The sequence below is a fragment of the Muribaculum gordoncarteri genome, assembly GCF_004803695.1.
Classification (GTDB): Bacteria; Bacteroidota; Bacteroidia; order Bacteroidales; family Muribaculaceae; genus Muribaculum; species Muribaculum gordoncarteri.
Window position 1 is genome coordinate 269,271 of the sequence record NZ_CP039393.1, and the last position, 26,012, is coordinate 295,282.

The 26,012-nt window shown below is 50.6% G+C and carries 23 protein-coding genes; 12 read left to right on the forward strand and 11 right to left on the reverse strand.

Annotation, left to right across the window (positions count from 1 at the left end; all coding sequences use genetic code 11):
- The first annotated feature begins 24 nt into the window (after positions 1–24).
- The 5 genes from E7746_RS01195 to E7746_RS01215 all read left to right on the forward strand — a co-directional run bounded on the left by E7746_RS01195 (position 25) and on the right by E7746_RS01215 (position 5,017).
- Complete coding sequence (locus tag E7746_RS01195; RefSeq protein WP_238337283.1) at positions 25–1,149, forward strand: OmpA family protein; 1,125 nt, start codon at positions 25–27, stop codon at positions 1,147–1,149.
- A gap of 202 nt (positions 1,150–1,351) precedes the next feature.
- Positions 1,352–1,588, forward strand: coding sequence for a DUF4492 domain-containing protein (locus tag E7746_RS01200; protein WP_136409581.1), 237 nt, complete (start codon positions 1,352–1,354; stop codon positions 1,586–1,588).
- Positions 1,589–1,636: 48 nt separating this feature from the next.
- The gene (locus E7746_RS01205) at positions 1,637–3,208 is read left to right on the forward strand and encodes a cytochrome ubiquinol oxidase subunit I (RefSeq protein ID WP_136409582.1); all 1,572 of its coding nucleotides are present in this window, start codon (positions 1,637–1,639) and stop codon (positions 3,206–3,208) included.
- A gap of 5 nt (positions 3,209–3,213) precedes the next feature.
- Positions 3,214–4,353 carry a cytochrome d ubiquinol oxidase subunit II gene (locus tag E7746_RS01210; protein ID WP_136409583.1) on the forward strand — a complete coding sequence of 380 codons (1,140 nt, stop codon included), beginning with the start codon at positions 3,214–3,216 and terminating at the stop codon, positions 4,351–4,353.
- Positions 4,354–4,411: 58 nt separating this feature from the next.
- A complete protein-coding gene (locus E7746_RS01215) occupies positions 4,412–5,017 on the forward strand; it encodes an IMPACT family protein (protein ID WP_123395235.1) in 606 nt (201 codons plus the stop codon).
- A gap of 7 nt (positions 5,018–5,024) precedes the next feature.
- On the opposite strand, the gene queA is transcribed toward E7746_RS01215, so the two are convergent.
- From queA to E7746_RS01245, 6 genes are all read right to left on the reverse strand, one after another.
- Positions 5,025–6,074: a tRNA preQ1(34) S-adenosylmethionine ribosyltransferase-isomerase QueA gene (gene queA / locus E7746_RS01220; RefSeq protein ID WP_136409584.1), complete on the reverse strand. Its 1,050-nt coding sequence runs from the start codon at positions 6,072–6,074 to the stop codon at positions 5,025–5,027.
- Positions 6,075–6,119: 45 nt separating this feature from the next.
- Positions 6,120–6,842: a tRNA pseudouridine(55) synthase TruB gene (gene truB / locus E7746_RS01225; protein ID WP_136409585.1), complete on the reverse strand. Its 723-nt coding sequence runs from the start codon at positions 6,840–6,842 to the stop codon at positions 6,120–6,122.
- A 4-nt stretch (positions 6,843–6,846) separates the two neighbouring features.
- Positions 6,847–7,677 carry an undecaprenyl-diphosphate phosphatase gene (locus tag E7746_RS01230; protein WP_136409586.1) on the reverse strand — a complete coding sequence of 277 codons (831 nt, stop codon included), beginning with the start codon at positions 7,675–7,677 and terminating at the stop codon, positions 6,847–6,849.
- A gap of 39 nt (positions 7,678–7,716) precedes the next feature.
- On the reverse strand, positions 7,717–8,037 hold the full coding sequence (locus E7746_RS01235) for a DUF3098 domain-containing protein (RefSeq protein ID WP_136409587.1): 321 nt from the start codon (positions 8,035–8,037) through the stop codon (positions 7,717–7,719).
- A gap of 28 nt (positions 8,038–8,065) precedes the next feature.
- A complete protein-coding gene (locus E7746_RS01240) occupies positions 8,066–8,938 on the reverse strand; it encodes a cell division protein FtsX (protein WP_136409588.1) in 873 nt (290 codons plus the stop codon).
- Positions 8,939–9,086: 148 nt separating this feature from the next.
- On the reverse strand, positions 9,087–10,580 hold the full coding sequence (locus E7746_RS01245) for a succinate CoA transferase (protein WP_136409589.1): 1,494 nt from the start codon (positions 10,578–10,580) through the stop codon (positions 9,087–9,089).
- A gap of 187 nt (positions 10,581–10,767) precedes the next feature.
- On the opposite strand from E7746_RS01245, the gene miaB reads away from it, so the two are divergent.
- On the forward strand, positions 10,768–12,141 hold the full coding sequence (miaB, locus tag E7746_RS01250) for a tRNA (N6-isopentenyl adenosine(37)-C2)-methylthiotransferase MiaB (protein ID WP_238337284.1): 1,374 nt from the start codon (positions 10,768–10,770) through the stop codon (positions 12,139–12,141).
- A 19-nt stretch (positions 12,142–12,160) separates the two neighbouring features.
- Here the strand turns inward: miaB and E7746_RS01255 are convergent, their stop codons facing one another.
- Positions 12,161–12,847: a Crp/Fnr family transcriptional regulator gene (locus E7746_RS01255; protein WP_123395242.1), complete on the reverse strand. Its 687-nt coding sequence runs from the start codon at positions 12,845–12,847 to the stop codon at positions 12,161–12,163.
- 57 nt (positions 12,848–12,904) lie between these two features.
- Positions 12,905–13,819 carry a transporter gene (locus E7746_RS01260; RefSeq protein WP_238337285.1) on the reverse strand — a complete coding sequence of 305 codons (915 nt, stop codon included), beginning with the start codon at positions 13,817–13,819 and terminating at the stop codon, positions 12,905–12,907.
- A gap of 624 nt (positions 13,820–14,443) precedes the next feature.
- On the opposite strand from E7746_RS01260, the gene E7746_RS01265 reads away from it, so the two are divergent.
- Positions 14,444–16,027, forward strand: coding sequence for a DUF6377 domain-containing protein (locus E7746_RS01265; protein WP_136409591.1), 1,584 nt, complete (start codon positions 14,444–14,446; stop codon positions 16,025–16,027).
- Positions 16,028–16,778: 751 nt separating this feature from the next.
- On the opposite strand, the gene E7746_RS01270 is transcribed toward E7746_RS01265, so the two are convergent.
- From E7746_RS01270 to E7746_RS01280, 3 genes are read right to left on the reverse strand one after another with little or no spacing between them, the layout of a single operon-like run.
- Positions 16,779–17,630 (reverse strand): hypothetical protein, encoded by an 852-nt coding sequence (locus tag E7746_RS01270; RefSeq protein ID WP_136409592.1) that lies wholly within the window; start codon positions 17,628–17,630, stop codon positions 16,779–16,781.
- Positions 17,620–18,477, reverse strand: a complete 858-nt coding sequence (locus E7746_RS01275) for an NAD-dependent epimerase/dehydratase family protein (RefSeq protein ID WP_136409593.1) — start codon at positions 18,475–18,477, stop codon at positions 17,620–17,622. Before E7746_RS01275 ends, E7746_RS01270 begins: the two co-directional genes overlap by 11 nt.
- Positions 18,461–19,063 (reverse strand): glycosyltransferase family 4 protein, encoded by a 603-nt coding sequence (locus tag E7746_RS01280; RefSeq protein ID WP_136409594.1) that lies wholly within the window; start codon positions 19,061–19,063, stop codon positions 18,461–18,463. Before E7746_RS01280 ends, E7746_RS01275 begins: the two co-directional genes overlap by 17 nt.
- A gap of 628 nt (positions 19,064–19,691) precedes the next feature.
- Here E7746_RS01280 and E7746_RS01285 point away from each other — a divergent pair.
- The 5 genes from E7746_RS01285 to E7746_RS01305 all read left to right on the forward strand — a co-directional run bounded on the left by E7746_RS01285 (position 19,692) and on the right by E7746_RS01305 (position 25,979).
- On the forward strand, positions 19,692–20,276 hold the full coding sequence (locus E7746_RS01285) for a DUF3575 domain-containing protein (RefSeq protein ID WP_123395248.1): 585 nt from the start codon (positions 19,692–19,694) through the stop codon (positions 20,274–20,276).
- Positions 20,277–20,339: 63 nt separating this feature from the next.
- Positions 20,340–21,758 carry a DUF3868 domain-containing protein gene (locus E7746_RS01290; RefSeq protein ID WP_136411275.1) on the forward strand — a complete coding sequence of 473 codons (1,419 nt, stop codon included), beginning with the start codon at positions 20,340–20,342 and terminating at the stop codon, positions 21,756–21,758.
- Positions 21,759–21,831: 73 nt separating this feature from the next.
- Complete coding sequence (locus E7746_RS01295) at positions 21,832–23,799, forward strand: Mfa1 family fimbria major subunit (RefSeq protein WP_202877163.1); 1,968 nt, start codon at positions 21,832–21,834, stop codon at positions 23,797–23,799.
- A gap of 36 nt (positions 23,800–23,835) precedes the next feature.
- Entirely contained in the window at positions 23,836–24,858 is a 1,023-nt protein-coding gene (locus E7746_RS01300) for a FimB/Mfa2 family fimbrial subunit (RefSeq protein ID WP_238337287.1), read from the forward strand.
- On the forward strand, positions 24,855–25,979 hold the full coding sequence (locus E7746_RS01305) for a hypothetical protein (protein WP_136409595.1): 1,125 nt from the start codon (positions 24,855–24,857) through the stop codon (positions 25,977–25,979). The genes E7746_RS01300 and E7746_RS01305 overlap by 4 nt, the downstream gene beginning before the upstream one ends.
- Positions 25,980–26,012: the final 33 nt, after the last annotated feature.

The following is a 26,012-nucleotide window of genomic DNA, read 5'->3' on the forward strand; positions in this document are numbered from 1 at the left end:
TAAAACATCAAAATACAAATAGAGTTGAATAGAATAAACCGAATAATAGCTTCAGCGTTGTTGCTTGTCACCGGAATGAGCGCAATGGCCGATGATGTTGCAGACAACAGAGGTCGTATGCTCTCCCCCGAGCGTATTGAGTTTGCGCCTTATTGGTCGTTGCGGCTTCAGGCCGGAGTGGCCGAAACACTCGGCGAAACATCGTTCAGCGACATGCTGTCGCCTGCAGCTGCATTGAGTGCGGGCTATCACTTCGCTCCCGCATGGAGCGTGAGGCTCGGAGTGAGCGGCTGGCAGGCCAAGGGCGCGTGGGTATCGCCCCGCCGTGTCTACAAGTATGACTTCATCCAGGGCAATGCCGACATCGTGATGTCGCTCTCCAACATTATAGGCGGCTTCCGCCCCGACCGTCGTGTCGACTTCTACGCCTTCCTTGGTGTGGGAGTTATCAACGCATTCAACAACGATGAGGCTGCCAACGGACTTGAATATGCCGACCAATTGAAATATCTGTGGACTGGTCACAAATGGTTTGTCGCCGGCCGTGCAGGTGTAGGCGTCGACATAAACCTGAGCCGTTACGTGGCATTCAATGTCGAGGTCAACGCCAACATGATGTCGGATCACTTCAACTCCAAGCGCGGAGGCAGCGTCGATTGGCAGTTTAACGCTCTTGCCGGCTTCACCTTCAAGTTTGGCAAGGGAACCCGCAAGGTTCCTGCCGTCTATGAAGAGCTTCCTCCGGCTCCCGTAGCCGCCGCTCCCGTAAAGGAGGAACCCAAAGTAACACCTAAACCCGTTGAACAACCTAAGCCTGAGGTGAAGGTTGAGAAAATTACCGAAAATATATTCTTCCTCATCAACTCCTCCAAGATCAGAGCATCGCAGGAGAGCAAGGTCGCAGCTGTAGTCGACTACATGAAGCGTAACCCCGGCGCGACAGTTGTAGTTACCGGATATGCCGACAAGGCCACCGGAACATCACGCTACAACAAGACTCTGTCGGAGCGTCGTGCCAAAGCCGTAAGCGATGCATTGCTCAATGCCGGAATTTCGGCCGACCGCATTTCAATGTCGGGCAAGGGCGACAGTGAACAACCGTTTGTACAGAACGATGACAACCGTGTCGTCATAATGATAGCCGAATAATAGCGACAAAATAGACTATACTACATTTTCGAGAAGAGAAAAACAATAATTTACGATTAGGCAAAGTCTGTCCGTGAGGATGGGCTTTGTCGTTTTATATAGTCGGCGATAGGACGCTTTTTTACAATTGGCAAGGTTTTTTTGGAATTTTAAGAACAATTGTCTACATTTGGTTTTATTAATATATACATAACCAAAAACTATGCAGCAACCGATCGAAAAAGTCAATCCCGTAGTGAGAGTGTGGCGTTTTTATCGCGACGGCTTCCGCGCCATGACGGTGGGCCGCTATCTGTGGGCGTTGATATTGATAAAGCTGTTTATCCTCTTCTTTGTGTTTAAGCTCTTCTTTTTTCCCGATCTGCTTAAGCGTGACTACGACAACGACCGTGACCGCGCCCAGGCCGTGAGGACGGCGCTTACCGATGAGAGGCGATAGCCCTGTTGCGTGACTGCAGTTAAGATTAACCTAACAAAATTATATTATATGGATGACTTAATTAGTGTTGTAGACTGGTCGCGATGGCAATTTGCGTTGACGGCCATGTACCATTGGCTATTTGTTCCTCTCACGATAGGACTTGCGTTGATAGTCGCTATCATGGAGAGCGTATATGTGAAGACGCGTTCGGCCAAGTGGTTGGCAATGACCAAGTTCTGGATGCTGCTATTCGGCATCAACTTTGCCGTGGGTGTAGCCACGGGTATTATCCTTGAATTTGAGTTTGGTACTAATTGGTCCAACTACAGCTGGTTTGTAGGCGACATATTCGGAGCCCCGCTTGCGATAGAGGGTATTGTGGCATTCTTCATGGAGTCGACCTTCATCGCAGTGATGTTCTTCGGCTGGAAGAAGGTGAGCCCCCGGTTCCATCTCGCCGCAACATGGCTCACTGCCATAGGCACCGCCCTGTCGGCGTTGTGGATTCTTATCGCCAACGCATGGATGCAGCAGCCCGCGGGCATGGAATTTGACCCGGCGCAGATGCGTAATGTCATGGACGACTTCTGGGCGCTGGTGCTGTCGGATACGGCTGTTGCCAAGTTTACCCACACCGTAGCCAGCGCATGGACTCTTGCCGGCGTGTTTGTGATAGGCGTGAGCTGCTGGTTCCTGCTGCGCAAGCGCAATGTCGAGATGGCCATGTCGTCGATCAAGGTAGCCGGCTGGGTGGGATTTGCAGGTATTCTTACCACGCTTGCCACCGGTGACCTGTCGGCAGTCAATGTAGCCAAGCATCAGCCCATGAAGCTTGCCGCCATGGAGGGACTCTACGACGGAAGCCGCGGACAGGAGCTTGTGGCCATAGGCATTCTCAATCCCGACAAGCGACATGACAATGACGAGGATCCCTACCTGTTCCATATAAGCATACCCAAGGGATTGTCGTTTCTCGCCACTCACGACTTCGACGCTTTCGTTCCGGGTATAAACGACCTTATCGACGGATATGAAATCGACGGGGACGGTGAAACCGTGACATGCGTAGGCTATGCCGATCGCATAGCCATAGGCAAGGAGTCGCATGAGGCTCTACGCGCCTACGACACAGCGATGGCCGACGGCGATGTGGCCGGAATGGAGGTCGCTCTCGATAAGCTGCGCTCGACCTACCAATACTTCGGCTACGGCTACCTTGACAACCCGGCCGAGGCCATTCCTCCGGTTGCTATGACATTCTACACGTTCCGCATCATGGTTATTGCGGGAGGTTATCTGCTGCTATTCTTCATTGTTGCGCTCTTTGCCGTCTACTATCGTGAGCAGTGGCTCCGCAACAAGGTGGTGCAATGGATAGGCATGTTGTCGATAGCCGTAGTGTGGGTGTGCTCGCAAAGCGGATGGATAACCGCCGAAGTGGGCCGTCAGCCCTGGGTGATTCAGGATCTGCTTCCCACCCGCGCCGCAATAAGCGACATCTCGTCGGCTACCGTACAGGTGACATTCTTCATGTTTGCCGCCGTGTTCACGATTCTGCTCATCGCCGAGATAAGCATCATGCTGTCGCAGATAAACAAACATTCCAAAGAAGACATTGAAACAATCTCTAAAGACTAACGACTATGGCACTTGAACATTTACAGATATATTGGTGGCTTATCATCTCAGTGCTGGGTGCGCTGTTGGTATTCCTGCTTTTCGTGCAGGGAGGGCAGTCGATGCTTCTCGACACCCGTAACGCCATGGATCGTACACTCATGGTAAACTCGCTCGGGCGCAAGTGGGAGCTGACATTCACCACGCTTGTGGTGTTTGGCGGCGCATTCTTCGCTTCGTTCCCGCTCTTCTACAGCACCAGCTTCGGCGGTGCCTACTGGTTGTGGATGCTCATCCTGTTCAGCTTCGTGGGACAGGCCGTCAGCTATCAGTACCGTCGCAAGAGCGGTAACATCTACGGCACGCGCTTCTACGACTGGCTGCTGTTTATCAACGGCTGTGTGGGTTGCTTCCTTCTCGGCGTGGCTGTGTCGATGTTCTTCTTCGGCGCAGAGTTTACGGTGCGCATGGGCAACATACTCGATCCCGGTTCGCCCGTCATTTCGCAGTGGGTGCCGTCACATGGCTTTGAGGCCATCTTCAGCTGGCGCAACTGGATTCTCGGACTGGCCGTGCTGTTCCTCGCCCGCACTCAGGCTTCGTTGTACTTCATGAACAACATCGCCGGCGATGATCGATTCTTCAACCTCAACAAGCGTCGCGTGCTTGTGAACGGAGTAATATTTGTGGTATTCTTCCTGGCGTTCACAGTGCTCCTGTGGACCTATGACGGATATAACTTCACCCCCGACGGCTGGGAACGGCTTAAGGGCAAGTATTTCTACAACTACATCGAGATGTGGTGGTGCATAGTGCTGTGGCTCATCGGAGTCGTAATGGTGCTCTACGGAGTGCTTAAATCGGCTTTTGCCAAGCACTACACCAAGGGTATATGGTGGTCGGGCATCGGTACGGTGCTTGTGGTGCTCACTCTTTTCTGGGTGGCCGGATACAACAACTCCGCCTACTATCCTTCGCTCATCGACCCGGCAAGCTCGCTGACAATCAACAACAGCTCGTCGACCGAATTCACCCTCACGGTAATGAGTTTCGTGTCGATACTTGTGCCGTTTGTCCTCGCCTACATCTGGTACGTGTGGTACAAAATGGACCATAAGCCCATCACTCCCTCCGAAATGGAAGGTGACGGCGAGCACGTATATTGATCATTAACATTTGTAACCTACGCCCATAATCCCTAACTTTGTAAAAAAGTCAAGGATTATGGGCGATACTTTTTATACTCTTGAATCTCCGGCCGAAGGGTGGTACAAGGAGAAGATGAGCAAGTTCCTGGCCTTTGCCGTTCCGGTTACGACGGCTGAGGAGGCCAAGGATGTGATTGTGCAGTATCAGAAGAAGTATCACGACGCCCGTCATGTGTGCTGGGCCTACATGATAGGTGCCGCACGCGAGGAGTTTCAGAGCAACGACAACGGAGAGCCGTCGGGGACGGCCGGCAAGCCCATACTCGGTCAGATAAATTCGTTTAACCTCACCAATATCGTAATAGTGGTGGTGCGTTACTTCGGTGGCATAAAGCTCGGCACAAGCGGCCTTATCGTGGCATATCGCGAAGCTGCCCGCGAGGCTATAACGGCAGGCACCATAATCGAGTGCCACGAGCAGCGGGTGATAAACTTTGTGTTTCCCTATCTCGCCATGAACGATGTGATGCGGGTAGTGAAAAATCCCGAGGTCAAGATACTCGAGCAGGCATTTGACAATGCTTGCCGGATGAGCATAAGAATACGCGCCGACCATGCCGGGGCATTGTCAGCGCGTTTACTTGATATCGACGGCGTAACGCTGTCGGATGATGATGCGTGAGTGATTGTCAGATAATCAGCATTGCGTCACCGTAGGCTCCGAAGCGATACTTCTCCTTTACAGCCACTTCATAGGCGTGCATCACGAGGTCGTAACCTCCAAATGCGGTAACCATCATAAGCATGGTCGAGTAGGGCATGTGGAAGTTGCTTACAAGCGATGTGGCTACGGTGAAATCGTAGGGCGGGAAGATGAACTTGTTGGTCCAGCCGGTGAATGTCTTCATGTGGCCGCCCATGCTCACTGCGGTTTCTATTCCGCGAAGCACCGAAGTGCCTACGGCGCACACCTGCTTGTTGTCGTCCTTGGCCTTGTTTACCATATCGACAAGTTCGGGAGTCACTTCCATCTCCTCGGAGTCCATGCGATGCTTTGTGAGGTCCTCGACATCGATCTCGCGATAGTTGCCAAGACCCGAGTGCACGGTGAGGAATCCAGTTTCGATGCCTTTTATCTCCATGCGCTTCATCAGTTCGCGGCTGAAGTGCAATCCTGCGGCAGGAGCCACTACGGCACCCTCCTTGGCTGCGAATATGCACTGATAGCGCTCGGCATCGGCGGGAACGGGTTCGCGCTTGATATAGGGGGGCAGGGGAGTCTGTCCGAGCTTGTACAGGGCATCCTTGAACTCCTCATGGCTTCCGTCGTAGAGGAATCGGAGAGTGCGGCCGCGTGAGGTGGTGTTGTCGATAACCTCGGCCACCATCGACTCGTCGTCGCCGAAGTAGAGCTTATTTCCGATGCGAATCTTGCGTGCAGGCTCTACGAGAACATCCCATAGCTTGTTTTCCTCGTTGAGCTCACGCAAAAGGAATACTTCAATTTTTGCTCCGGTCTTTTCCTTGTTTCCGTACAATCGAGCCGGAAACACCATGGTGTCGTTGAGGATGAACACATCACCGTCGCCGAAATAGTTGATTATTTCCTTGAATGTGTGATGTCCGATTTCACCGGTCTTACGGTTTACAACCATGAGTCGTGACTCGTCGCGCACGGCGCAGGGCTCTGTAGCGATGAGCTCCTCGGGAAGCTTAAATTTGAATTGAGAAAGTTTCATATATACCTTTTTTGGAGAAATTATCGTAGTTAATAGTTGGGGCGGTTATTTCCGCTGTGTGTCGTCGTCTTCGGGCATCTCGATGTCGATTACCTGAAGAATCTCTATCGCCTTGTCAAGCGGCAGGCAATCCTCGACCTTTATGTCGCCCACTCTTGTACGGCGCAGTGCCGTGAGGTGTCCGCCCGAGCCGAGAGCCCTGCCGATGTCGCGTGCAAGTGCCCTGATGTAGGTGCCTTTGCTGCACACGACTCTGACAACGATGCTTTCGGGTGAAAATTCAAGCAGCTCAATCTCGTCGATTACGAGTGTCTTGGGCTTTATGTCGACATCGCCGCCCTTGCGTGCTATATCGTAGGCTCGCTGGCCTGATATCTTGCAAGCCGAGAAGGCCGGCGGTACCTGCTCTATAGCCCCCTTGAACTGCGAGAGAACCGACTCGACGAGCTCGCGCGTGATGTGCTCCACGGGGTAGCGGGCGTCGATCTCGGTTTCGAGGTCAAATGAGGGTGTGGTGGCACCGAGAGCTATAGTGGCAACATACTCCTTGGTGTGGGCCTGGAGGGTGTCTATAAGCTTGGTCGCCTTTCCGGTGCAGATGGCCATGACTCCTGTAGCGAGCGGGTCGAGCGTACCGGCGTGACCCACCTTCAGGCGTTTCATCCTCATGCGTCGCAAAAGGGTGCCGCGCACACGCTTCACGACATCAAACGAGGTCCACTTATAGGGCTTGTCGATATAGAGTACTTCTCCGTCGATAAAATTCATAGGCTTACCAACAGATGCAGATTATACCCATGATGACGCAGTAGACGGCAAACCACACGAGTTTTCCCTTCTTGACGATGTTGAGCATCCACTTGCAGGCAAGGCAGCCTACGACGAATGAGGCGATGAAGCCTATCGTGAGGGGAAGCATCCCGACACTGCCCGATGCCGAGGGCTCGGAAAGCATGTCCTTTATGTTGAGCAATGTTTCGCCAAGGATGGGGATTATGACCATCAGGAACGAGAATGAAGCTACTTTTTCACGCTTGTCGCCGAGGAGTATACCTGTGGCGATGGTGGTGCCTGAGCGGCTGAGGCCGGGAAGAACGGCGATAGACTGCGCTATACCGATGACGAATGCATCGAGCCAGGTGATGTCGCGCGGGCGATATACACGGCCCGTGAGCTTGTTGGTTTCCTCGGGCTTTGTGCGGAAGAAGTAGGCAAATGCCAAAAGTGCTGCCGTTATGCAGAGGCATATTCCCACTGTGGTGAGATTGCCGCCAAAGAAGCTTTCGACAGTGTCCTTGAAAAACAGGCCTACGATGGCTACCGGAATGCATGAGATGAGGATTTTGCACACGTAGTAGAAATTGTCGTCACGCTTGATTGTGAAGAAGCTGCGGCATAACGGGAAAAATTCATTCCATAACACAACGAGTGTCGACAGCACGGTAGCGGCATGCAGCATGACATCAAACTCAAGGATATCCTCATTGGGCAAGTTTATGCCGAGGATTTCACGAAATATCTCAAGATGTCCGCTGGAGCTGATGGGCAGATACTCGGAGAGTCCCTGCACAATGCCTAAAATGAGGGCGTCAAGCCATTCCATATATTATTGATTGTAGATTTACTATGTTAAAGGGGTGAATTATTTGTCGCTTTCGGCGGCGTCGGCAGCGCTATCCTCTTTTTTGCGCGGACGATATACAATGGCTACGCCCATGAATATGAATCCGAGAAAAGCCATGGTGGGGCCGACCACGATGCGACGGGTCGAGAATATGTCGGGATTGAACTCGTCAACGGTTGAGCTGCCGCCGAGCATAAGCAGGAATCCGAGCACGATTATCAGACCGGCAACGGCCATGAGGATGAAGTTGATCTTTACGAGTGGAAATTGCGAGTAGGATTCGCGCTCGATGCCGTTGTCTTCGACGGCCGGCTTGAAATTGTTATTTGGTTTTGCCATATTCTTTATATTTCAGTGTGAGAGTTGTTTATCGGAACATGTCGTCATAGTCAAGACGAAGATACTTGTTGGTTGCGAACAGCGCTGCAACTGCGCATATCACTATTCCTATAACCAGGATTCCGGCGAATACGCATGCAGCTTGGGGCCAGGTAATGGCCGATGCGATGCCTGAGTCTATTCCCTGCAGGTAATAGAGTGTACCCGCGAGGATTGCGCTTGCAATCAATGCCGAAATTATGCCGCTCACCACGTTGGCGTTGATGAACGGCCGGCGGATGAACGACCCTGTGGCTCCTACGAGTTTCATAGTGTGTATGATGAAACGTCGCGAATATACCGTAAGACGCACCGTGTTGTTTATGAGTGCGAATGATATAAAGAGCAGCGCGCAGGTTATTATTATGAGAATCAGTGAAATCGAGTTGATGTTGCGGTTGATGGAGTCGACAAGCTCGGTGTGTACGTTCACCTCCTGAACGTAGGGGAGCGACTTCAACGGGGCGATGATCTTGTTGATGGAGTCGGAACTTGCATAGTCGGCTTTAACCTTGACTTCGAGCTCGCCGCTGAAGGGATTTACGCCGAGAACATCCATGAGATTTTCGCCTGTTTCCTCCTCCCAGTGCATGAGTGCGTCGTCCTTGGAATAGTATCGCACGCTTGCCGTATAGGGCGCTGCGGTCCATCGGCTTTTGAGCTGATTGACTTCGGCATCGGAGGCTGTATCGGTCAATACGATGTCAAACCCGATGTTTTCCTTTATATTCCGGGTTATGGAGTGTGCGGCTATTCCGAGCATGGCTATTATGCCGAGCAACAACAACACAAGGGCCACACTGATTGTGGCTGTAATCTGGGCAGAGAATGTAGATATGCCTTTATTCGGTCTTTTTTCCATAGAGGGTTGTTAACGGGCACATTTTGCCCAAAAGACTTACAAAGTTAATATATAAAACCCCCGTTGTCAAGTGATTGAAGTAAAAAAATATTGGCCGCAAAAACCATTGCAGGTTAATGCGGCCAATAAATATCTGTGAATAAGTTGATTATGCGAATTTAGCCCAGTCGGTCTTTCGCATGTCTCCTTCGCTGGCAAATGTGGTGTGGAATGCGAGTGCGGCGTTGAGCGAGTGGGGTGTCTGACCTCCCTTGCCCATGCGCAGGTAGTCCCAAAGGAGTTCCTTGTAGTCGGGATTTACGCAATTCTCGATGATTGTTTCGGCACGCTGTACGGGATCCTTTCCGCGCAGGTCGGCTACGCCCTGATCGGTGATAAGAACATCGACCGAGTGCTCGCTGTGGTCGAGGTGAGAAACCATGGGGACGATTGTCGAGATAAGACCACCCTTGGCAACTGACGGACAGCTGAATATCGAGATGTAGGCGTTGCGGGTGAAGTCGCCCGAACCACCGATTCCGTTCATCATCTTGGTTCCTACAACGTGGGTTGAGTTGATGTTTCCGAAGATGTCGGCTTCAAGTGCGGTGTTCATAGTGATGACACCGAGTCGGCGTACAATTTCGGGGCTGTTGGATATCTCTCCCGGACGGATGAGAATCTTGTCGCGGAAGAAGTCGATGTTGTTGAACACCTCGGCCATCTTTGCATCGGAGAATGTGAGCGAGCAGGTTGAGGCGAAGCGGCATTTTCCGTGTTCCATGAGGTCGACAACTGCGTCCTGGATAACTTCGGTGTACATGTCGAATGCGGGAACCTCGTTGGATTCACCAAGGCCGAAAAGCACGGCGTTGGCCACATTGCCTACACCGCTCTGCAGGGGCAGGAACGAAGGAGGTATTGCTCCGCGGCGAAGTTCGTGGATGAGGAAGTTGCACACGTTGTTACCTATCATCTGAGTGGTTTCGTCAAGCGGTGAGAAACCGTGAACGCCGTCGGTGAGGTTGGTGCGTACGACTCCGACAATCTTTGCGGGGTCTACCTTCAGCAAAGTAGTACCGATGCGGTCGCTGGGCTTGTAGATGGGTATTTCGCGACGATAGGGAGGATCGAGCGGCATATATATGTCATGAAGGCCTTCGATTGTTTCGGGAATTGCCTCGTTGAGCTCAATGATGATCTTCTTAGCAAGATGGGCTACTGTGGGTGACATTCCCACGCCGGTGCCGAGAAGAATCTCTCCGTTGTCGCTTACGCGGGCGGCTTCAATTATGGCAACATCGATGTCGCCGAATGTTCCGTAACGCACCTTTTGTGCAAGCTCCGACAGGTGAAGGTCGAAGTAGTGGGCGTCATGAGTGTTGATGCGCTTGCGCAAGTCGGGGCAGCTCTGATAGGGTGTGCGAGTGCCAATGGCATTTGCGCGTGCAAGGGCACCATCGACATGGTCGTTGGTTGATGCTCCCGAGAAAATGTTTACCTTGAAGGGACGACCTTCGGCATGCTCTTTTTCGGCCTTGGCTGCAAGCGCCTCGGTGACTACTTTGGGGGTACCGGCGGCAGTGAAGCCTGAGAGTCCAATGTTGTCGCCGTTCTTGATAATGTCGGCGGCTTCCTGAGGGGTGAGAATGGGAAATGCCATAATCTTGTGACGATAATTGATTATATATATGATTTTAAGAAAAATACATGGTAGATTACGCTTATATCGGAAGCCTGCGGCTTGACGGTTTCGGCGGATTTTCGTATTTTTGCACAAAATTAGCTAAAACTCTCCTACTATCAAAATTTTTTCGCATCAGCCGCCGATGTAAGGCAAGGCCGATGCCATGAATATAAAGAAGATGATGAAACAGAATGATAACGGATCGGCGCATTCAGAGAAGCGCCTCTATATAGAAACCTACGGATGCCAGATGAACGTAGCCGACAGCGAAGTAGTGGCCGCGGTGATGGATACCGTGGGATATGTGATGACCGACGACATAGACAAGGCCGACGCGGTGTTGCTCAATACCTGCTCGATACGTGACAATGCCGAGCAGAAGATACACTCACGCCTGCAATATCTTGCGTCACTGAAGCGTAAGCGTCACGGACGCTTGACGGTGGGCGTTATAGGCTGCATGGCCGAGCGCGTTAAGGATGACCTTATTGAAAACCACGGAGTGGATCTTGTGGCGGGCCCGGATTCCTATCTCGACCTGCCTGCGCTGTTTGCATCGGTGGAGTCGGGTGAGAAGGCTATAAATGTAGAACTTTCCACAACCGAAACCTACCGTGACATAATACCGATGAAGATTACCGGCAACCGAGTGTCGGGCTTCATCAGCATCATGCGCGGATGCAACAACTTCTGCTCCTACTGCATAGTGCCCTATACCCGAGGCCGTGAGCGCAGCCGCGAGGCTGAAAGCATATTGCGCGAATTGGCCGATTTGCGTGAACGCGGATTCAAGGAGGTGACGCTGCTTGGCCAGAATGTGAATTCCTACAACTATACAGGCCCTGACGGCGTTACGGTAGACTTTGCCGCATTGCTCGCAATGGTGGCCGAGGCCGCTCCCGATATGCGAGTGCGATTTACAACGAGTCATCCCAAGGATATGAGCGATGAGATAATCGCCACGATGGACCGTTACCCCAATATATGCAAGCACATACATCTGCCTGTACAATCGGGCTCCAATGCCGTGCTGAAGAGCATGAACCGAAAGTACACGCGTGAATGGTATCTTGATCGCATAGCGGCCATTCGTCGTGCTATGCCCGATTGCGGAATATCCACCGACCTGTTCACGGGATTTCATGACGAGAGCGAGGCCGACTTCGAGATGACGCTTGACTTGATGCGTGAGGTGGGATTTGATTCGTCGTTCATGTTCAAGTACTCGGAGCGTCCCGGAACGCTTGCGTCGAAGGTTATGTCCGACAATGTGCCCGAAGATGTGAAAATCGACCGCCTTAACCGCATGATAGCTCTACAGAACGAATTGTCGGCTGCTTCCAACCGCCGTGATGTGGGACGGACTTTTGATGTGCTCGTCGAGGGCGTGTCGAAACGCTCCAAGGAGCAGATGGTGGGCCGCAACCAGCAGAACAAGACTTGTGTGTTCCCTCGTGGCACATTCCGTATCGGCGACACCGTAAAAGTAAAGGTAGTCGACTCATCATCGGCTACCTTGATATGTGAATTGGCCTGACGCTTTTGTCGTCAGGCTTTTATTCGGCTGCTGTGTTCAGTATGTCGAGCAGGCTGTCGCGTGAATTGATGCGGATTTCATTGTTGTTGTATTCGATTATTCCGCGATTGCGCATGCTCTCGAGTGTGGCGAGGAATGATGTGCGCTGTACTCCGAAAAGTGAGTAAAGGTCGCGCTGACGGCATGTCAACGCTATGTCGGTTCCTCCACGCTGTGTTAGCGAAATTATCCAGAATGCAATTCGTTCCTCAAGGCTACCGGTTGTGATGGCCAGAATGCCGTCGACTGCCTTTTGGGCGTTCTTCGACAATATGTTCAGGAAGTTGAACAGGAATATCTCGTCGGTGTTTAGTATCTTTATGTAGTCGCTCTTGGATATCTGAAGTATTCCGGTGGCTTCGATGGCTTCGGCCGTACACGGATAGAATGGAGCGCGGCCAAACAGGAATTCCGGTGCTATTACATTGGGCGCTTCAAGTGTCTGCGATACCTTGAAGCGGTCGTCTGAATTGGCTATAGTGAGTCGGGCTTTTCCTGAAATGATGAACTTTATATGCGTGCATTGGTCCCCCGCATTGAGTATTATCTCATTGGGGAGATATTTTAGAAAGTGAAACTTGGCCATGCCAACTATCTCCGATATTTTTTCATGGCTGACTCCCTTGAATAGCGGGAGCCCCATTAATATCTCGTACATGCTGTCCATAATGGTTGTATATTAGGTACTATTATTAACATTTGCCGGGGCGTAAAAGTTTTATTTTTAACTTATTGTTTCTCTTTTTGTCTTAAAGTATAACTGCATGGAGTTTATTGTATTCTGCCATGCGACATAGGCTGCCGGACCCACCGATGCGATAGGATTCAGGTAGGTGAGAGCCATCCATATAGCGAGCACGGTGTTCTTTTGTCCGAGCCCTTGCGCTCCTGATATTTTGTCGCCGAGTCGCGCACCCACGCGTCGTCCTATCCAGAACTGTGCGCAGCACACCACAAGCGACGCCAGCGCGAGCAACAGCATCTCGGGTATCTTATCGGCCGGTTCCTTCATTATGAAGCTGACGGCATTGCCCACGACGATGATGAGCGCTACGGCCCAGATGTAGAACGATAGCGACTGGCGCGAGGCTATGGCGTCGTGTACTCGCGGCATGAATGCCTGGAAAAGCAGCGCGAGAGCAAGCGGTGCGAGGATGAGGGGAAATACACGAGTGCTTATGGCAAAGAATGACTCGACAAAGGTGAGGTCGGCATCGGTACCTATATATGTAAACAGTAGCGGAGCGAGAATGGCTACCGTGACATTGCTGAACAGCGAGTAGGTGGCGAGTCGGGGTATGGAGCCTCCGAGCATTCCGGTGATAACCGGTGCGGCCGTGGCCGTGGGACAGAATACACAGATGAATGCTCCTTGGGCTATGTCGCTGCTGAATGGCAGAAGTGCGAAGTAGACACACAAAGCTCCGAGAACCTGCACGGCGAGCAGCGCCCAGATGAATTTGGTGACCCTGAATTCATTGGCTGAAACCCGGCAGTAGGTTATCAACAGCATAATGAAGATGATATAGGGCGATAGAAAAGCGATTTTCCCTATTGAGTCGTGAAACAGGACGCCGCATAGCATTGCGATGGGGAGCATCCAAGGTTTAAGCAACTTTTGAATCTGTGAAACTTTCATGGTGCAAAGTTACTGCAAATATTGTAAGTGTTAATTGCCATGAAATATTTTTTTGAAAACACACAAATATTTCATACCTTTGCATTGTGTCGTTCCGAAATTGGTGAAACGGCTACAATCGGAGGGCTCAGAGCTGCCCTCAAAAGGAAATAGTAATAATCAAACAAGTATATGAATACTTGTACAATTCATCTATATTCAAAATGGCATTTTGACTGATTATCAGATATATTTTTCTATATTGACCATGAAATTATTTAGACGCCTACTATATGAGTTGTGCGGAATAATGTATAAATGATAATTTTGCGCTACAAACAACTCAAAACAGTATAGGAAAAATAAATTGGTATTTATATATTATTTTAGGGTTAGTATAGATTGTTAGAATCATTAATGCGACGAATGTAAATAGTGCATAATAGTAAATGTGTTTTATGTTAGGTTTGGAAGTCTTTTTATTAAAAAAGGCAACAAAATAGGCCGCTTCGTGAGAAATGGCCTATTTTGTTGTATGTATGTGGGTGATTTCCTTTCTATATTGGACTAATATACGTATATTTGTTGTGCAATATAAAACTAATCTATAATATCCTTCAGATGCTTATCGGTCGTTTCAGTTTTTTGAACAGGATTGTTGTGTCGTTACTGCTGCCGCTCGTGTTTTGCGCAGTGTGTAGGGCCGACGATTTACCGGCTACGCTTGACGATGCCATCAAGCGCCTTGACAAGGCTTTGCCCTTGCGCTATGAGAAAGTGGCTCGCCGATTTGCCCGGATTGATTCGATGAGGGATGTCGTAGAGAGTGTCGGCGGTGTAAAGAATGCCGATCTTTCCTTTGTTGAAAACATCGGCGTTGAATACAGCTCGTTGAACATCGACTCGGCTTTGTCGGTCTTTGATTCGGGCTATAAGGCGGCGTTGGAGCGCGGCGACTCGGTGGCGGCAGTCAGATTCCGTTTGCGAATGGCTCGTATATACCCGCTTAAGTCCATTGTGAAGGAAACTATAAACATATATGAATCCATTGATGCTCTGGAGCTTGACTCTGCGGAACGGCGATTGTATTACGACAGCGGCCGCTTCTCCTATGTGCTTATGGCTTCGATGTACTCGTCAACCGAGTTTGCCGGTGAATATTTTGAGCGGGCGTGCCTTTTCAATGATTCGTTGATGACGCTGATAGGGGAGAATGACAGTATTTATAAGCTCTATCTCGGTACCGATTACCTTAATAAGAAGCAATATTCGCTGTCGATTGCCGCGTTGAACGACTTGCTGGAAACGTTGGAGATGGATAACATCGTTTTCCCTGAAACGGCCTTGTTACTGTCGGCCAACTATGCTGAGCGAGGACGCACCGAGCAGGCGTTGTATTATACAGCTCTTGTGGCCCTTTCCGACATCGAGTGCGGATATTTGAGCAGCGAGGCGTTGAGGCGGCTTGGAACGGGACTTTACAGCCGAGGCGATAACAAGCATGCCCACAGGTACTTGCTTGCCTCGCAGGAGAATATTGCGAAAACAGGAGCTGTGATGCGAAGCGGCTTGGTGGCCAAGTCGTTGCCTATGATTGTGGGAACGCATCGTGACGAGGAGCGCAGGTTTACGCGCATGCTTATAATCATCATTGTGTGCCTGGTGCTTATTCTGTCGCTGATTTTTGTGATAATGTACAATCATTACCGAAGCTTGAAGCGATTGCGCCGCATGAAGGACAATCTTGAGCAGGCCAATCAGATAAAGGAGGTTTACATAGGCCGGTTCCTGTCGCTTTGCTCTATATGCATGGATTGCATGGATAAGCTCGATGATTTCAACCGCATAGTGGGCCGCAAAATCGTTGCAGGTCAGGTCGATGAGCTTTTGTCGATGGTGAAGTCGGGAAAGATGTCCGATGAGTACAGCCACCAGTTCTATGAAGTGTTTGATGATGCATTTGTCAATATATATCCTACATTTGTCGACGATGTAAATAAGTTGCTTGAACCCGACAAGGCCATATCGTTGTCGGAGGACGGGCATCTGCCGCCTGAATTGCGAATCATTGCATTGATGAGGCTTGGCCTTGACGACAGCGCGCAGATGGCGCGGTTCCTCGGACTGTCGCTTAACACGGTTTACACCTACCGTAACCGAATAAAGAGCAGGGCCCGTAATCGCGACACATTTGACAGCGACATAATGAATATCGGTATTCTGAGCTAAAATATCCCTTATATTGCATTGCTTTATGACGATGCATAATCGGCTGTTAATCAACGGTCGTGCTTTATATCGGTTTTGGAAGTATTTATATCGCAGTGATATTGTGTTGAAATCAATGCCGCTGTTAAGTAATTTTGCACTCGATAATTGAATGTGACAATTTTACGTATGGTTTTGGAAAAACGGTAAAACAATAGGTATAGTTAATGGTAGAAAGACCCAAACGTGTATTTTTGCGGTCATTTAGATTAGTTTTATGTTAGTTAGTAAAGTAGAGGCCCCGATTTAAGGGTCAGGAGATGAGCGGCGTCGAGAGATGTCGCTCTTTGCCTATAGTATGGGGTCGTGATTTGAGCTCCCTTCTCGACACTATAATCGCCGGATTTCATGCCCCTTGGCAGCCTGTAAAATGGGCTTAATTTCAAAATATCCTTAGAAAATGGTTTATATTTTTGCTTGTTGTGTGTGAAAATAATAGTCTGTATATCAGATATGTAATTATTATATCCATCCATTTTATTTTATATCACATCTCAATACTATAGGTTGAGACGTTTCGATGGCGTAACTTTGCAATGTGTAAAATAATTAATCAGTCTTTTGTAATATAGGATATAAAATTAAGGTAGTTTCTTATTTAGGTTTTTAAAGTGTTTTTTGATTAATGATGTTTTAGGTTAATGGCTCGGTTGATCCGAGATATAACAAGAGGGTCGCTCGCGAGAGTGACCCTCTTTGTTTATTCTATCTTCTATCGGTCGATCATCTCCAGTGGGAGTCGCCGAAATGCATCTATAAATGAGTCGGGCGTCGAGTTGTAGACATTGGCACCTATGTGGCGTGCGTAACGCTCGATTGTGTGGTAGGATCGGAATGCCACGACCATGCTTTGCAGTATGCCGTGCAGTGTCAGCCCCATGCTTACCGCCTTAGTGCGGGCGAGTTCGCTGGCGTTGTCCTTGTAGAAGTGAGGTTGTATCGACACCACTTCGTTGTTTTCGTTTACGCTGAGTGTGTGCGTCCAGGAGTGGTCGGCCCCTACGATATACACATTTTTAAATCCGAGGGCAAGGGCTATCATTATCGAGGGGATCAGCACGTTGCGCGGACGCGGCATCCCCCTCATTGCTTTGAATGCCGCATTTTCAAGCCATCGGTAGCCCTCCACTCCCACCGCGTTGTAGGTGCGCAAGTCGATATTGCTGTTCCCGGCTCCCGGGGCTTTGGCCGCATATTGCGCCGGAACGAGCAGTGTCATCGGCCAGTCGACTGCCGACAGGTTGTCGTGAAGTCGCGTTACGTTGTCGTTGCCGGTCGACATGAAGAAGTGGGGATCGGCCAAAACGTAGAATCGAGGCTTTAGCGTGAAAAATTCCGGCGCGTTGGCTGCAAAGTTGACTGCCAGGGTAGGGTGCTTGGTCAGTAAATCGCTGTGCCGGGCTATCGTGTCGGCAAGCGACGGCCCGTTGCCCATCACGATTATCGAATCGGCATTGTCGAACGGTTTCAGTGTCGGGCGACGCGTCTGTAACGCTATCTTGGCTATCGATTTCAGCGAGTCGCCTGTGCGTGACGCAAAATCGGCTATGGTGTCAAATGTCATCTTCGCTGTATTTGTGGGTTTTAAGATATTCGGTCACGCTCATCGGTTCCCATGTCGTGTGCTTCGATATGGCAAACGAATTAAATGTAAGCGTTGTCGTCCTCGCTTTCAACTTCTTCCTGCTCCATGGCAATGCGCCGAGAGTTATGTCGCCGAGCAATGCGAGTGCCTTGGCCGCTTTTAGCCCTGTGGCGAAAATGCGCTTGTTCCCAAGACGATAGGCTATCGCGTCGGCCAATTGCTCTATGGTGGCACCGCTGCGGTCGGTAAGGTTGTAGACGCCCTCGATGCAGTCGTCACCCGCCTTCTCGGCCACGGCCCTTACCGCCTTGGCCACATCTATTGCGTGGACTATACTGCGCTGTGCCTCATTGCCTTTCACGTGCATGTAGCTGCCGTTGTTTACATCGCGTGCCAGCCTGCCTGTGAATCCTTCCATTCCCGTACCCACCACATCGGCCGGACGCAGTATCGTGCACATCGCACCCGTGGCTTTGCAACGCTCCTTGACCCTATCCTCGATTGAGGCGAGGTGACGCGACGCATTATCGGCGGGCCGCACCGGAGCCGTTTCGTCGATGTTTTCGCCCGACGAGAGCCCATACACGGCGGTCGACGACACCACCACTACATGCTTGGGCTTGGTGTCGTCAATCAGTTTCACGGCCTCCTCCTCGGTCATCTCTCCGGAATCCGATATTACCGTCAGCGGGCACAGGGCAGGGGGCTCGTAGTCGTCGCCGTGTCCCAGCTCGCGGGCTATGTACCGCCCCATGAATCCGTTGCAGTGCGATATGTGCGCATCCTTTGTCCGGGGCTTGCTTGCGTCGTTATTTGATGTTGTCATAGAGTGTTATGTATTGTTCCACGGCTTTTGCCGTGTCGTCGGTGCTTATTATATAGGTGGGATGCCCGTCGAGCCCCTCCTCGGCGGCACGTTCGGCGGTGTGTTTGCTGTCACACACGAGGTGAAGCAGGTCCCACGCTCCGAAAGTGCTCTCAATTGTCTTGCGCCGGAACCTGTCGCGCTTTATCAGCGACTTCCGCCCTGTGCCCGGTATGGTGCCCTCGGTCACCGACAGCGCAACCGGCATTTTGCAGCGCATCAACACGTAGGCCATAAACGGAATGTTGATAAATGAGTTATTCAACCCCGCAAGATGCACTACATCGGGATTCAGCGCTATTATGCGGTCGAGAAGCGATGCCGTAACTCGCGTCGAGTGCATCCCGTGGGTGTCGCTGAGCCATGCGAGCGCATTATGCACGGCCCGGTCGACGCTGTTGCCTATCTTCAGGTCGGTCATGCAGCGTGAGCCCTCGTCACCGCCTGTCGCGGTAGCTATAATGGCCTGATGACCAAGCCCTTTTAGCTGCTTTGCGATGGCTGTCATCATCGGGGTGACACTGTAGTTTATGAGCACTATTTTCATACCGACCTCAAAATTAGTCAAATAATTTGAGAATAAGAAATTTGTGTTGCGGCTCGCAATCCACGCGAACCGCAACACTTTAATGCGACGAAAAATAGTTGGAGTTAAGTATCTCCTACCTAGAGATACTTTTTTAAGATTCCGCAAAGATAAAACATTTATTTGAAACAGCAAAAAACATTTTAACTATTGACACTGTTAAAAATATCGTGTAAAATATACACTAAAAGTATAAATTACTGATTGTATGGTTATTGCTTGGAATGTTAATTTGATTTTATGTCAATATTTAAGTGTTTTTAACCTTATTGGGCGGGGGTATATTTGATAACATTCAAACATTACCAATTTTAAACTTATATATACTTATATGTGTAAACATTTCTGACAAATCGACTATTCAATTGTTATAATGAATATTGCACTTAGTATCTCTAGGTAGGAGATATTTTACTATGGAACTATCGATGTGTGGAAGGATATGTGTTTCCTTTATCTGCTTGGATGTTAGCGTTTTATTTTGTTGCGTTTATGCCGTATGTGAAGGGAATGCACATTGTTTTTGACATGGGGTAGCTGCTATGACAGTGCTTAATATTGAATTAATATAACTATAATCTTTACATCAATGAAAAAGAGGATTGCAGTAGCGTTATTGTCATTACTGGCAGTTATGCAATTCAGTGCATCAGCTCAAGAGGTGGCTGTTAAGACCAATTTGATATATGATGCCACACTGACTATCAATGCTGGAGTCGAGGCTCGCTTGGCGCCAAAATGGACTTTTGACCTATCGGGCAACTTCAACGGCTGGAAGGTAAATGAACACTATTGGAAGCATTGGCTCATTCAACCCGAAGCCCGTTATTGGCTATGTGAAACATTCCAGGGGCATTTCTTTGCAGCTCACGCATTGGGCGGACAGTTCAATCTGGGCAACATCCACAACTCAATCAAGTTTCTCGGAAGCGATTTCAGCAAGCTCACCGACCGCCGTTACCAAGGCTGGATGGTAGGTGCCGGAGTGGCCTACGGTTACTCTTGGATTCTCAACCGTCACTGGAACATCGAGGCTGAGTTTGGATTCGGTTACATCTACACCCATTACGATGTATATCCATGTGCCAAGTGCGGAACCAAGATTGCCAAGGATCGCTCCCACAACTATGTAGGGCCCACCAAGGCGGCAATTAACCTTGTTTACACATTCTAATTCACGATTTCAACAAGCAAAATCATTTCAGCATTTACAACAATGAAACTCAAGAATATCATCATGTCATGCGTGGCGCTGTTCATGGGCCTCTATGCCCAGGCTGCCGCTACATCGCTGCTTGCCGGCTCCGTGAAAATCGACGACCTTAAGGTTGAGCGCTCCGAGAGTCGTTTGTTGGTGTCGATGAACATCGATGTCGCCGCCTTGAAGCAGGGCGCGAGCAGGGAAACCGTACTAACTCCCGTCCTCAAGGACGACGAGGGCAACCGTGTCGCATTCCCTTCGGTTACAGTGGCCGGACGCAACCGCTACTACAGCCATCTCCGCAACGACGGCAACAATCCCACCCCCAATCTCTACCGCTCGGGCAAGACTTCAGTGATTCCCTACTCGGCCAACGTGGCCTATGAGCAGTGGATGGAGCAGGCTGAGCTCGCCATCGAGGAAGATGAATGCGGATGCGCAGGCCGCACCCTCCTTTCATCCGACGAACTCCTTCAGCAGCTCGACTTCAAGGAGAGGGTATTCGCTCCGCAGTTTGTGTTCATCACTCCCGAAGCCGAAGTGGTGAAGGCGCGCGAGCTTCGCGGCTCGGCCTACATCGACTTCCCCGTCAACCGCACTGAGATATATCCCGACTATCGTCGCAACCCCGAGGAGCTTGCCAAGATTCGCAAGACTATCGATGTCGTGCGCAACGATGCCGACACCCGCATAACCGCCCTCTCAATCAAGGGTTACGCTTCGCCCGAAGGCTCATACTCCAACAACGTGCGCCTCGCCAAGGGCCGTACCGAAACTCTGAAAAACTACGTGCAGAGCCTCTACGCCTTCGAGCCGGGACTCATACGCACATCTTTCGAGCCTGAGGACTGGGAAGGCCTCCGCCGTTATCTCGAAACATCAGGCATCGAAAACCGCGACCTCATTCTCGCACTTGTCGACAGCGACCTCGAGCCCGACGCCAAGGACGCCCGCATCAAGCGTGACTTCCCCAAGCAGTATGCATTCCTTCTCGCCGAAGTATATCCCGGACTCCGTCACTCCGACTACACAGTCGAATACGTAGTGCGCTCCTACACCGATGTCGAGGAGATAAAGGCCCTCATGCTCACCGCCCCGCAGAAACTCTCCCTCCAGGAGCTATTCCTCGTGGCTCAGTCAATGGAGCCCGGAACGCCCGAGTACATGGAAGTGTTTGAAATCGCCGTGCGCATGTACCCCGACGATCCCGTGGCCAATCTTAACGCCGCCAACTCCGCAATGCAGATTGGCGATTACGCGAAAGCCGCACGTTACCTCCTCAAGGCGGGCAACGATCCTCAGGCCATCTACGCGCGCGGTGTCCTTGCCGGACTTCAGGGCGATTACGATGCCGCCGAGCGCTACCTCAAGCAGGCCGCTCGCCTGAAAGTTGCAGTCGCTCCCGATGCCGTAGAGCAGCTTGAAGAGATGAAAAAGTACAACTCTAAAAAGTGACCAATCACAATTAACCCGATATAAATACTATAGCAAATAAAAAAATCAAATCATTTAACGAATCATTATAACGATGAAACACTTTAGCAAATTATTCGTAAGCGCATTCGCCGCCTTCTCAATGGTGGCTTGTAGCGAAGACCTTCCCGAGGGTGGCAACAATAATTTCTATCCCGGAAGTGAAGACGACAAGGCTTATATTCAGGTTGATGTTAAGCTTCCCTCTGCTCCCGGCAGCCGTAGTGAAACCATTCCCGGTGGTGACGGCAGTCAAAGTGATGCTGGTGTTGAAGTAGGTAAGGACTATGAAAACAACGTACACACAATCCTCCTCGTTCTTGCCACTCCCGATGGCGGGTATGTTGACCACGGTCTTGTAGGCGGTCTTGGCACCAACGACAACAACAATCCTTCTACTGCAGTAAAGCCCAACGTAAAGGCTACTGCCTCTATTTCGCGTTCCAATTTGCAGGCTTTCTATGACAAAGATAACGTAAACCTGCTTCCTGAATATTCTGAAGGAATAAATGTATATGTTATCTGCAATCCTCTGCAGGAAATGATTGAAGTTCTTAACAAGGCTACTCGCTTATCTACTGAATGGCTCGATGCAAAATATAAGATAAAGGATGATGTCAACAGTGCTATATGGGCCAAGAAATCATTCCTTATGGCAAGCCATGATGTTGCCAAGCGTAAACTTCCTGCAACATTCGCTGCATGGGACAACTATGCTTCTGAAAACTCTCCATTTGACCTTTGCGGCAATAATGAGAATGGCGTTGACAATTCTCTTAACCAGACCACAAATTACATCGATGTAGAGCGTGCTGCCGCCCGTTTCGACTTCAAGGATGGAAGTGAGCTTGGCAATAACACCTACGACCTTGGCAAAACCACTGCCGATAAGGAAGTGATGAAGGTGCAGCTCGTGCGCATGTCACTTGTCAACCTCAGCAAGGAGTTCTTCTTCCTTCGTCACACCTCAACCGACGGAACTTTGGCTGGCGCAATGATCGGCGGTCCTGAATATGGTCGTTATGTTGTTGACACCGATGCTGAATTCAAAAAGAATGAAAAGCTCATCGAGCATGCTGCTGAGTTCCCCAACTACGTTTTCTATCCTATGTTCAATTCCGAAGGTAAAATCGATGAAAATCAGCGTAACTTGTGGCATAATCACACTCTCGATGACGTACTTAACGGGGCCGAACAAGACACTGATGATTCTTGGAACAATCCTAAAGATGGTAAGAAGCCTTACGGCGATTATGTAATCTGGCGTTATGCTGTAGAAAACACTATCCCCGCAGTTGAAGATTATCAGCGCAACGGTATATCTACCGGTGTTGTATTCAAGGGTAAGCTTTTGTCAGGTAGCAATACTGCCACAAAACACCCGAAATTGAACACTGCCATTAATGGTACCTACACCGTGCCTATGAAGGACGGAAAAGTTAATGGTTACGTTTACACTGTTGACGGAAAGACCTATCCTATTATCTATGAGTTCCAGTCACAGATTTATGTAGGATGGAACGATGAGGTTATGGTACATGCCGCTGAGTACGGTCCCGGTTCTCCCCTTCACACTGCAGCTACTGTCGCTCCCGCAGGTGGCAAGAGCGTCAACGAGCTCTACCAGGCTCTTGTTGCAGCCGTACAGGAGAACGACAAGGCCAAGGAAGAAGCTGCACTTGCTGCATTCCGTGCCGGTGCTACCGCTGCCGGATTCACTCTCTATCAGGCAAGCAGTGACGATAAATTCAATTCAGGTTACTTCTTCTACTATTACTACTGGAACCGTCACAACGACAACGATATGCCCGCAACAATGGGCCCGATGGAGTTTGGCGTAGTGCGCAACAATGTCTACAAGCTTGCCGTAACCAACATCAAGCGTCTTGGTCACCCCCGCATCACTCCCAATGATCCTGACCCCGTTACCCCCGACACCCCCGATGAAAAGGGCGATGTTTACCTGACTGTTTCTTGCCAGGTACTTCCTTGGACGGTTCGCGTCAACAACATTGAATTCTGATAAATCAATATGAATTTTTCAAAATATCGAAATAAAATGTCACGATGGCTCGGTGCGGCATGCTTTGCCGCACTCGGTGCCGCCGCTATGTCATCGTGCAGCGACGCAATCTACGACGACCTCGATCCCTGCCGCATTGGCGTGGAACTGAGATTTGTCTACGACTACAACATGGAGTGGGCCAACGCCTTCCCCGCCAAAGTCGACTGCGTAACGCTGTACATCTATGACGCCGACGGACGCTATCTGGCACAACGATCCGAAACTTCCGAAGCATTGCGCGACGAGAACTACCGCATGATTCTCGACCTTCCGCAAGGCTCCTACCGAATGGTAGCCTATGGCGGCACGACATGCGACAAACACTCGTTTTCGCTTGTCAACAAGCCCGACCAAGGATCGTTGATTACCGACCTGAGAGTCGCTATGGACGACTGGTGCATCAACTCCTCACGCGAGTCGTCAAAATCGCTGCATCCCCTTTTCTGGGGTACTCTCGACGTGACGGTAAGTGGCGACGATTACACTCAAGCCACTCTGCCGATGATGAAGGACACTAACAACCTCCGCATACTGCTCCAGCATGTTTCGGGAAAGCCCGTCGACAACCGCGACTTTGACTTCAAGGTCACCGACGACAACACTCTCCTCGGACATGACAACGCACCCCTCCCCGACGGTGGCATCACCTACCGCCCGTGGACCCGGGGTCAGGCCGTGGCCGGTTCCAACACCGACGGCTCCAATGTCGAGGTTGCCTATGCCGAGTTGTCTATGTCACGACTCGTGACTCAAAACGCTCCCCGTCTTGTCATCACCCGTCACGCCGATGGCGGTGAAGTGGTCAACATTCCCCTCATCAACTACCTGCTCCTGCTCAAAAGCGACCTTTACGCCAAGATGCCGGCTCAGGAGTTCCTTGACCGTGAAAGCGAGTGGTCGATGCTCTTCTTCCTCACCGGTGGTGACAACGAAGGCAACGGCGCCACTTGGCTGAAGACCCACATCGTCGTCAACGACTGGATTGTAAGATTGAATGACATTGACATGACGGAATGAAATCTTTGACCCGATACAAATATTATTTCACACTGATGATTGCCCTCGTCGTCGGAATGACTCTCCCGTCTTGTTCCGACGACGGCCAAGGGCCCGATGTCGTCAGCCCGCAGCAGTTGATCAACTACACGGTCACTCTACGTGTGGCAGGCGACACTCAGGGCTCTCGTGCCGATGGTTTTGACGATAACGACTACACCGGCGGAGGCGACGACGGTGATCTCGAGGATCCTGTAGGCGACTTCGAGAAGCTCGACCGCGTAAGGCTCATTGTCACCAATGAAGCCGGAGTTGTCGAGGCCAACTATGTCACCTTCTCCCACGAGATAACCGTGAAGCTCACCACCGGTAAGAAGAAGCTCTACATCATCGGCAACGAAGGCTCTTGGGACGACTTTGGCTCATTTGCCTCAGGCGTCAACTGGCTTTCGGCCGCCAAGGGCGACAACATCGGCGATGTCTACAGCGCAATGCTCAACCTCTCGGCCGATCACTCCGTGATGGAAGGCACTCGACTCCCCATTACCGGAACAGCCGATGTGGAGCTCACCGAGCCCAAAACGCCTGAGGATATCAACCAGTCCACCGAGGTTTGGCTCCACCGCGCAGCCGTGAAGTTCACCTTCCGCATGCGCAACAACACCTCGCGCAAGTACACGGTTACCGACTTGAGCCTCGGCGGAATGTCGACTGCAATGTACCTTATGCCCAAAGGAATAACTATGGGCGGTAAGGACGGCAAGACCATCACCGCATTTGACGCAGTGCCCGATGCCGCCACCTACGACATCGTGCGCACCCTCGCTGTGGAGCTGCCCGCAAAGGCCGCCGACGCCACCGACGGTGAGTGGATTCTCCTCTTCGACAAGCCCCTTTATGCCCTCGAAGGCAAGCTTTTGGAGAACAACGCCCCCAAGAACTATCCTTTATCGATAACCCTTGATGGACTTATAAGCTCTGAAATGAACTTGAAAGAGGTGCAGCTCCCCCGTGGCACACATGTATATGTCAACATCACGCTCAACAAGATTGAAGACCTCGATTTTGATTGGCAGATTGATTTGGTTCCATACGCAGGTGTGACGCTTGAACCCGATTTCGGTCTTGATGCCGATGATTGAACCCATTTATTATTGAATAGAAAACTGACTGAA

Excerpts from the sequence above, each read along its gene's own strand:
- E7746_RS01200 (WP_136409581.1), top strand. The coding sequence starts at position 1,352 with ATGCAGCAACCGATCGAAAAAGTCAATCCCGTAGTGAGAGTGTGGCGT.
- E7746_RS01205 (WP_136409582.1), top strand. The coding sequence starts at position 1,637 with ATGGATGACTTAATTAGTGTTGTAGACTGGTCGCGATGGCAATTTGCG.
- E7746_RS01210 (WP_136409583.1), top strand. The coding sequence starts at position 3,214 with ATGGCACTTGAACATTTACAGATATATTGGTGGCTTATCATCTCAGTG.
- E7746_RS01215 (WP_123395235.1), top strand. The coding sequence starts at position 4,412 with ATGGGCGATACTTTTTATACTCTTGAATCTCCGGCCGAAGGGTGGTAC.
- queA (WP_136409584.1), bottom strand. The coding sequence starts at position 6,074 with ATGAAACTTTCTCAATTCAAATTTAAGCTTCCCGAGGAGCTCATCGCT.
- truB (WP_136409585.1), bottom strand. The coding sequence starts at position 6,842 with ATGAATTTTATCGACGGAGAAGTACTCTATATCGACAAGCCCTATAAG.
- E7746_RS01230 (WP_136409586.1), bottom strand. The coding sequence starts at position 7,677 with ATGGAATGGCTTGACGCCCTCATTTTAGGCATTGTGCAGGGACTCTCC.
- E7746_RS01235 (WP_136409587.1), bottom strand. The coding sequence starts at position 8,037 with ATGGCAAAACCAAATAACAATTTCAAGCCGGCCGTCGAAGACAACGGC.
- E7746_RS01240 (WP_136409588.1), bottom strand. The coding sequence starts at position 8,938 with ATGGAAAAAAGACCGAATAAAGGCATATCTACATTCTCTGCCCAGATT.
- E7746_RS01245 (WP_136409589.1), bottom strand. The coding sequence starts at position 10,580 with ATGGCATTTCCCATTCTCACCCCTCAGGAAGCCGCCGACATTATCAAG.
- miaB (WP_238337284.1), top strand. The coding sequence starts at position 10,768 with ATGAATATAAAGAAGATGATGAAACAGAATGATAACGGATCGGCGCAT.
- E7746_RS01255 (WP_123395242.1), bottom strand. The coding sequence starts at position 12,847 with ATGGACAGCATGTACGAGATATTAATGGGGCTCCCGCTATTCAAGGGA.
- E7746_RS01260 (WP_238337285.1), bottom strand. The coding sequence starts at position 13,819 with ATGAAAGTTTCACAGATTCAAAAGTTGCTTAAACCTTGGATGCTCCCC.
- E7746_RS01270 (WP_136409592.1), bottom strand. The coding sequence starts at position 17,630 with ATGACATTTGACACCATAGCCGATTTTGCGTCACGCACAGGCGACTCG.
- E7746_RS01275 (WP_136409593.1), bottom strand. The coding sequence starts at position 18,477 with ATGACAACATCAAATAACGACGCAAGCAAGCCCCGGACAAAGGATGCG.
- E7746_RS01280 (WP_136409594.1), bottom strand. The coding sequence starts at position 19,063 with ATGAAAATAGTGCTCATAAACTACAGTGTCACCCCGATGATGACAGCC.
- E7746_RS01285 (WP_123395248.1), top strand. The coding sequence starts at position 19,692 with ATGAAAAAGAGGATTGCAGTAGCGTTATTGTCATTACTGGCAGTTATG.
- E7746_RS01290 (WP_136411275.1), top strand. The coding sequence starts at position 20,340 with ATGTCATGCGTGGCGCTGTTCATGGGCCTCTATGCCCAGGCTGCCGCT.
- E7746_RS01295 (WP_202877163.1), top strand. The coding sequence starts at position 21,832 with ATGAAACACTTTAGCAAATTATTCGTAAGCGCATTCGCCGCCTTCTCA.
- E7746_RS01300 (WP_238337287.1), top strand. The coding sequence starts at position 23,836 with ATGTCACGATGGCTCGGTGCGGCATGCTTTGCCGCACTCGGTGCCGCC.
- E7746_RS01305 (WP_136409595.1), top strand. The coding sequence starts at position 24,855 with ATGAAATCTTTGACCCGATACAAATATTATTTCACACTGATGATTGCC.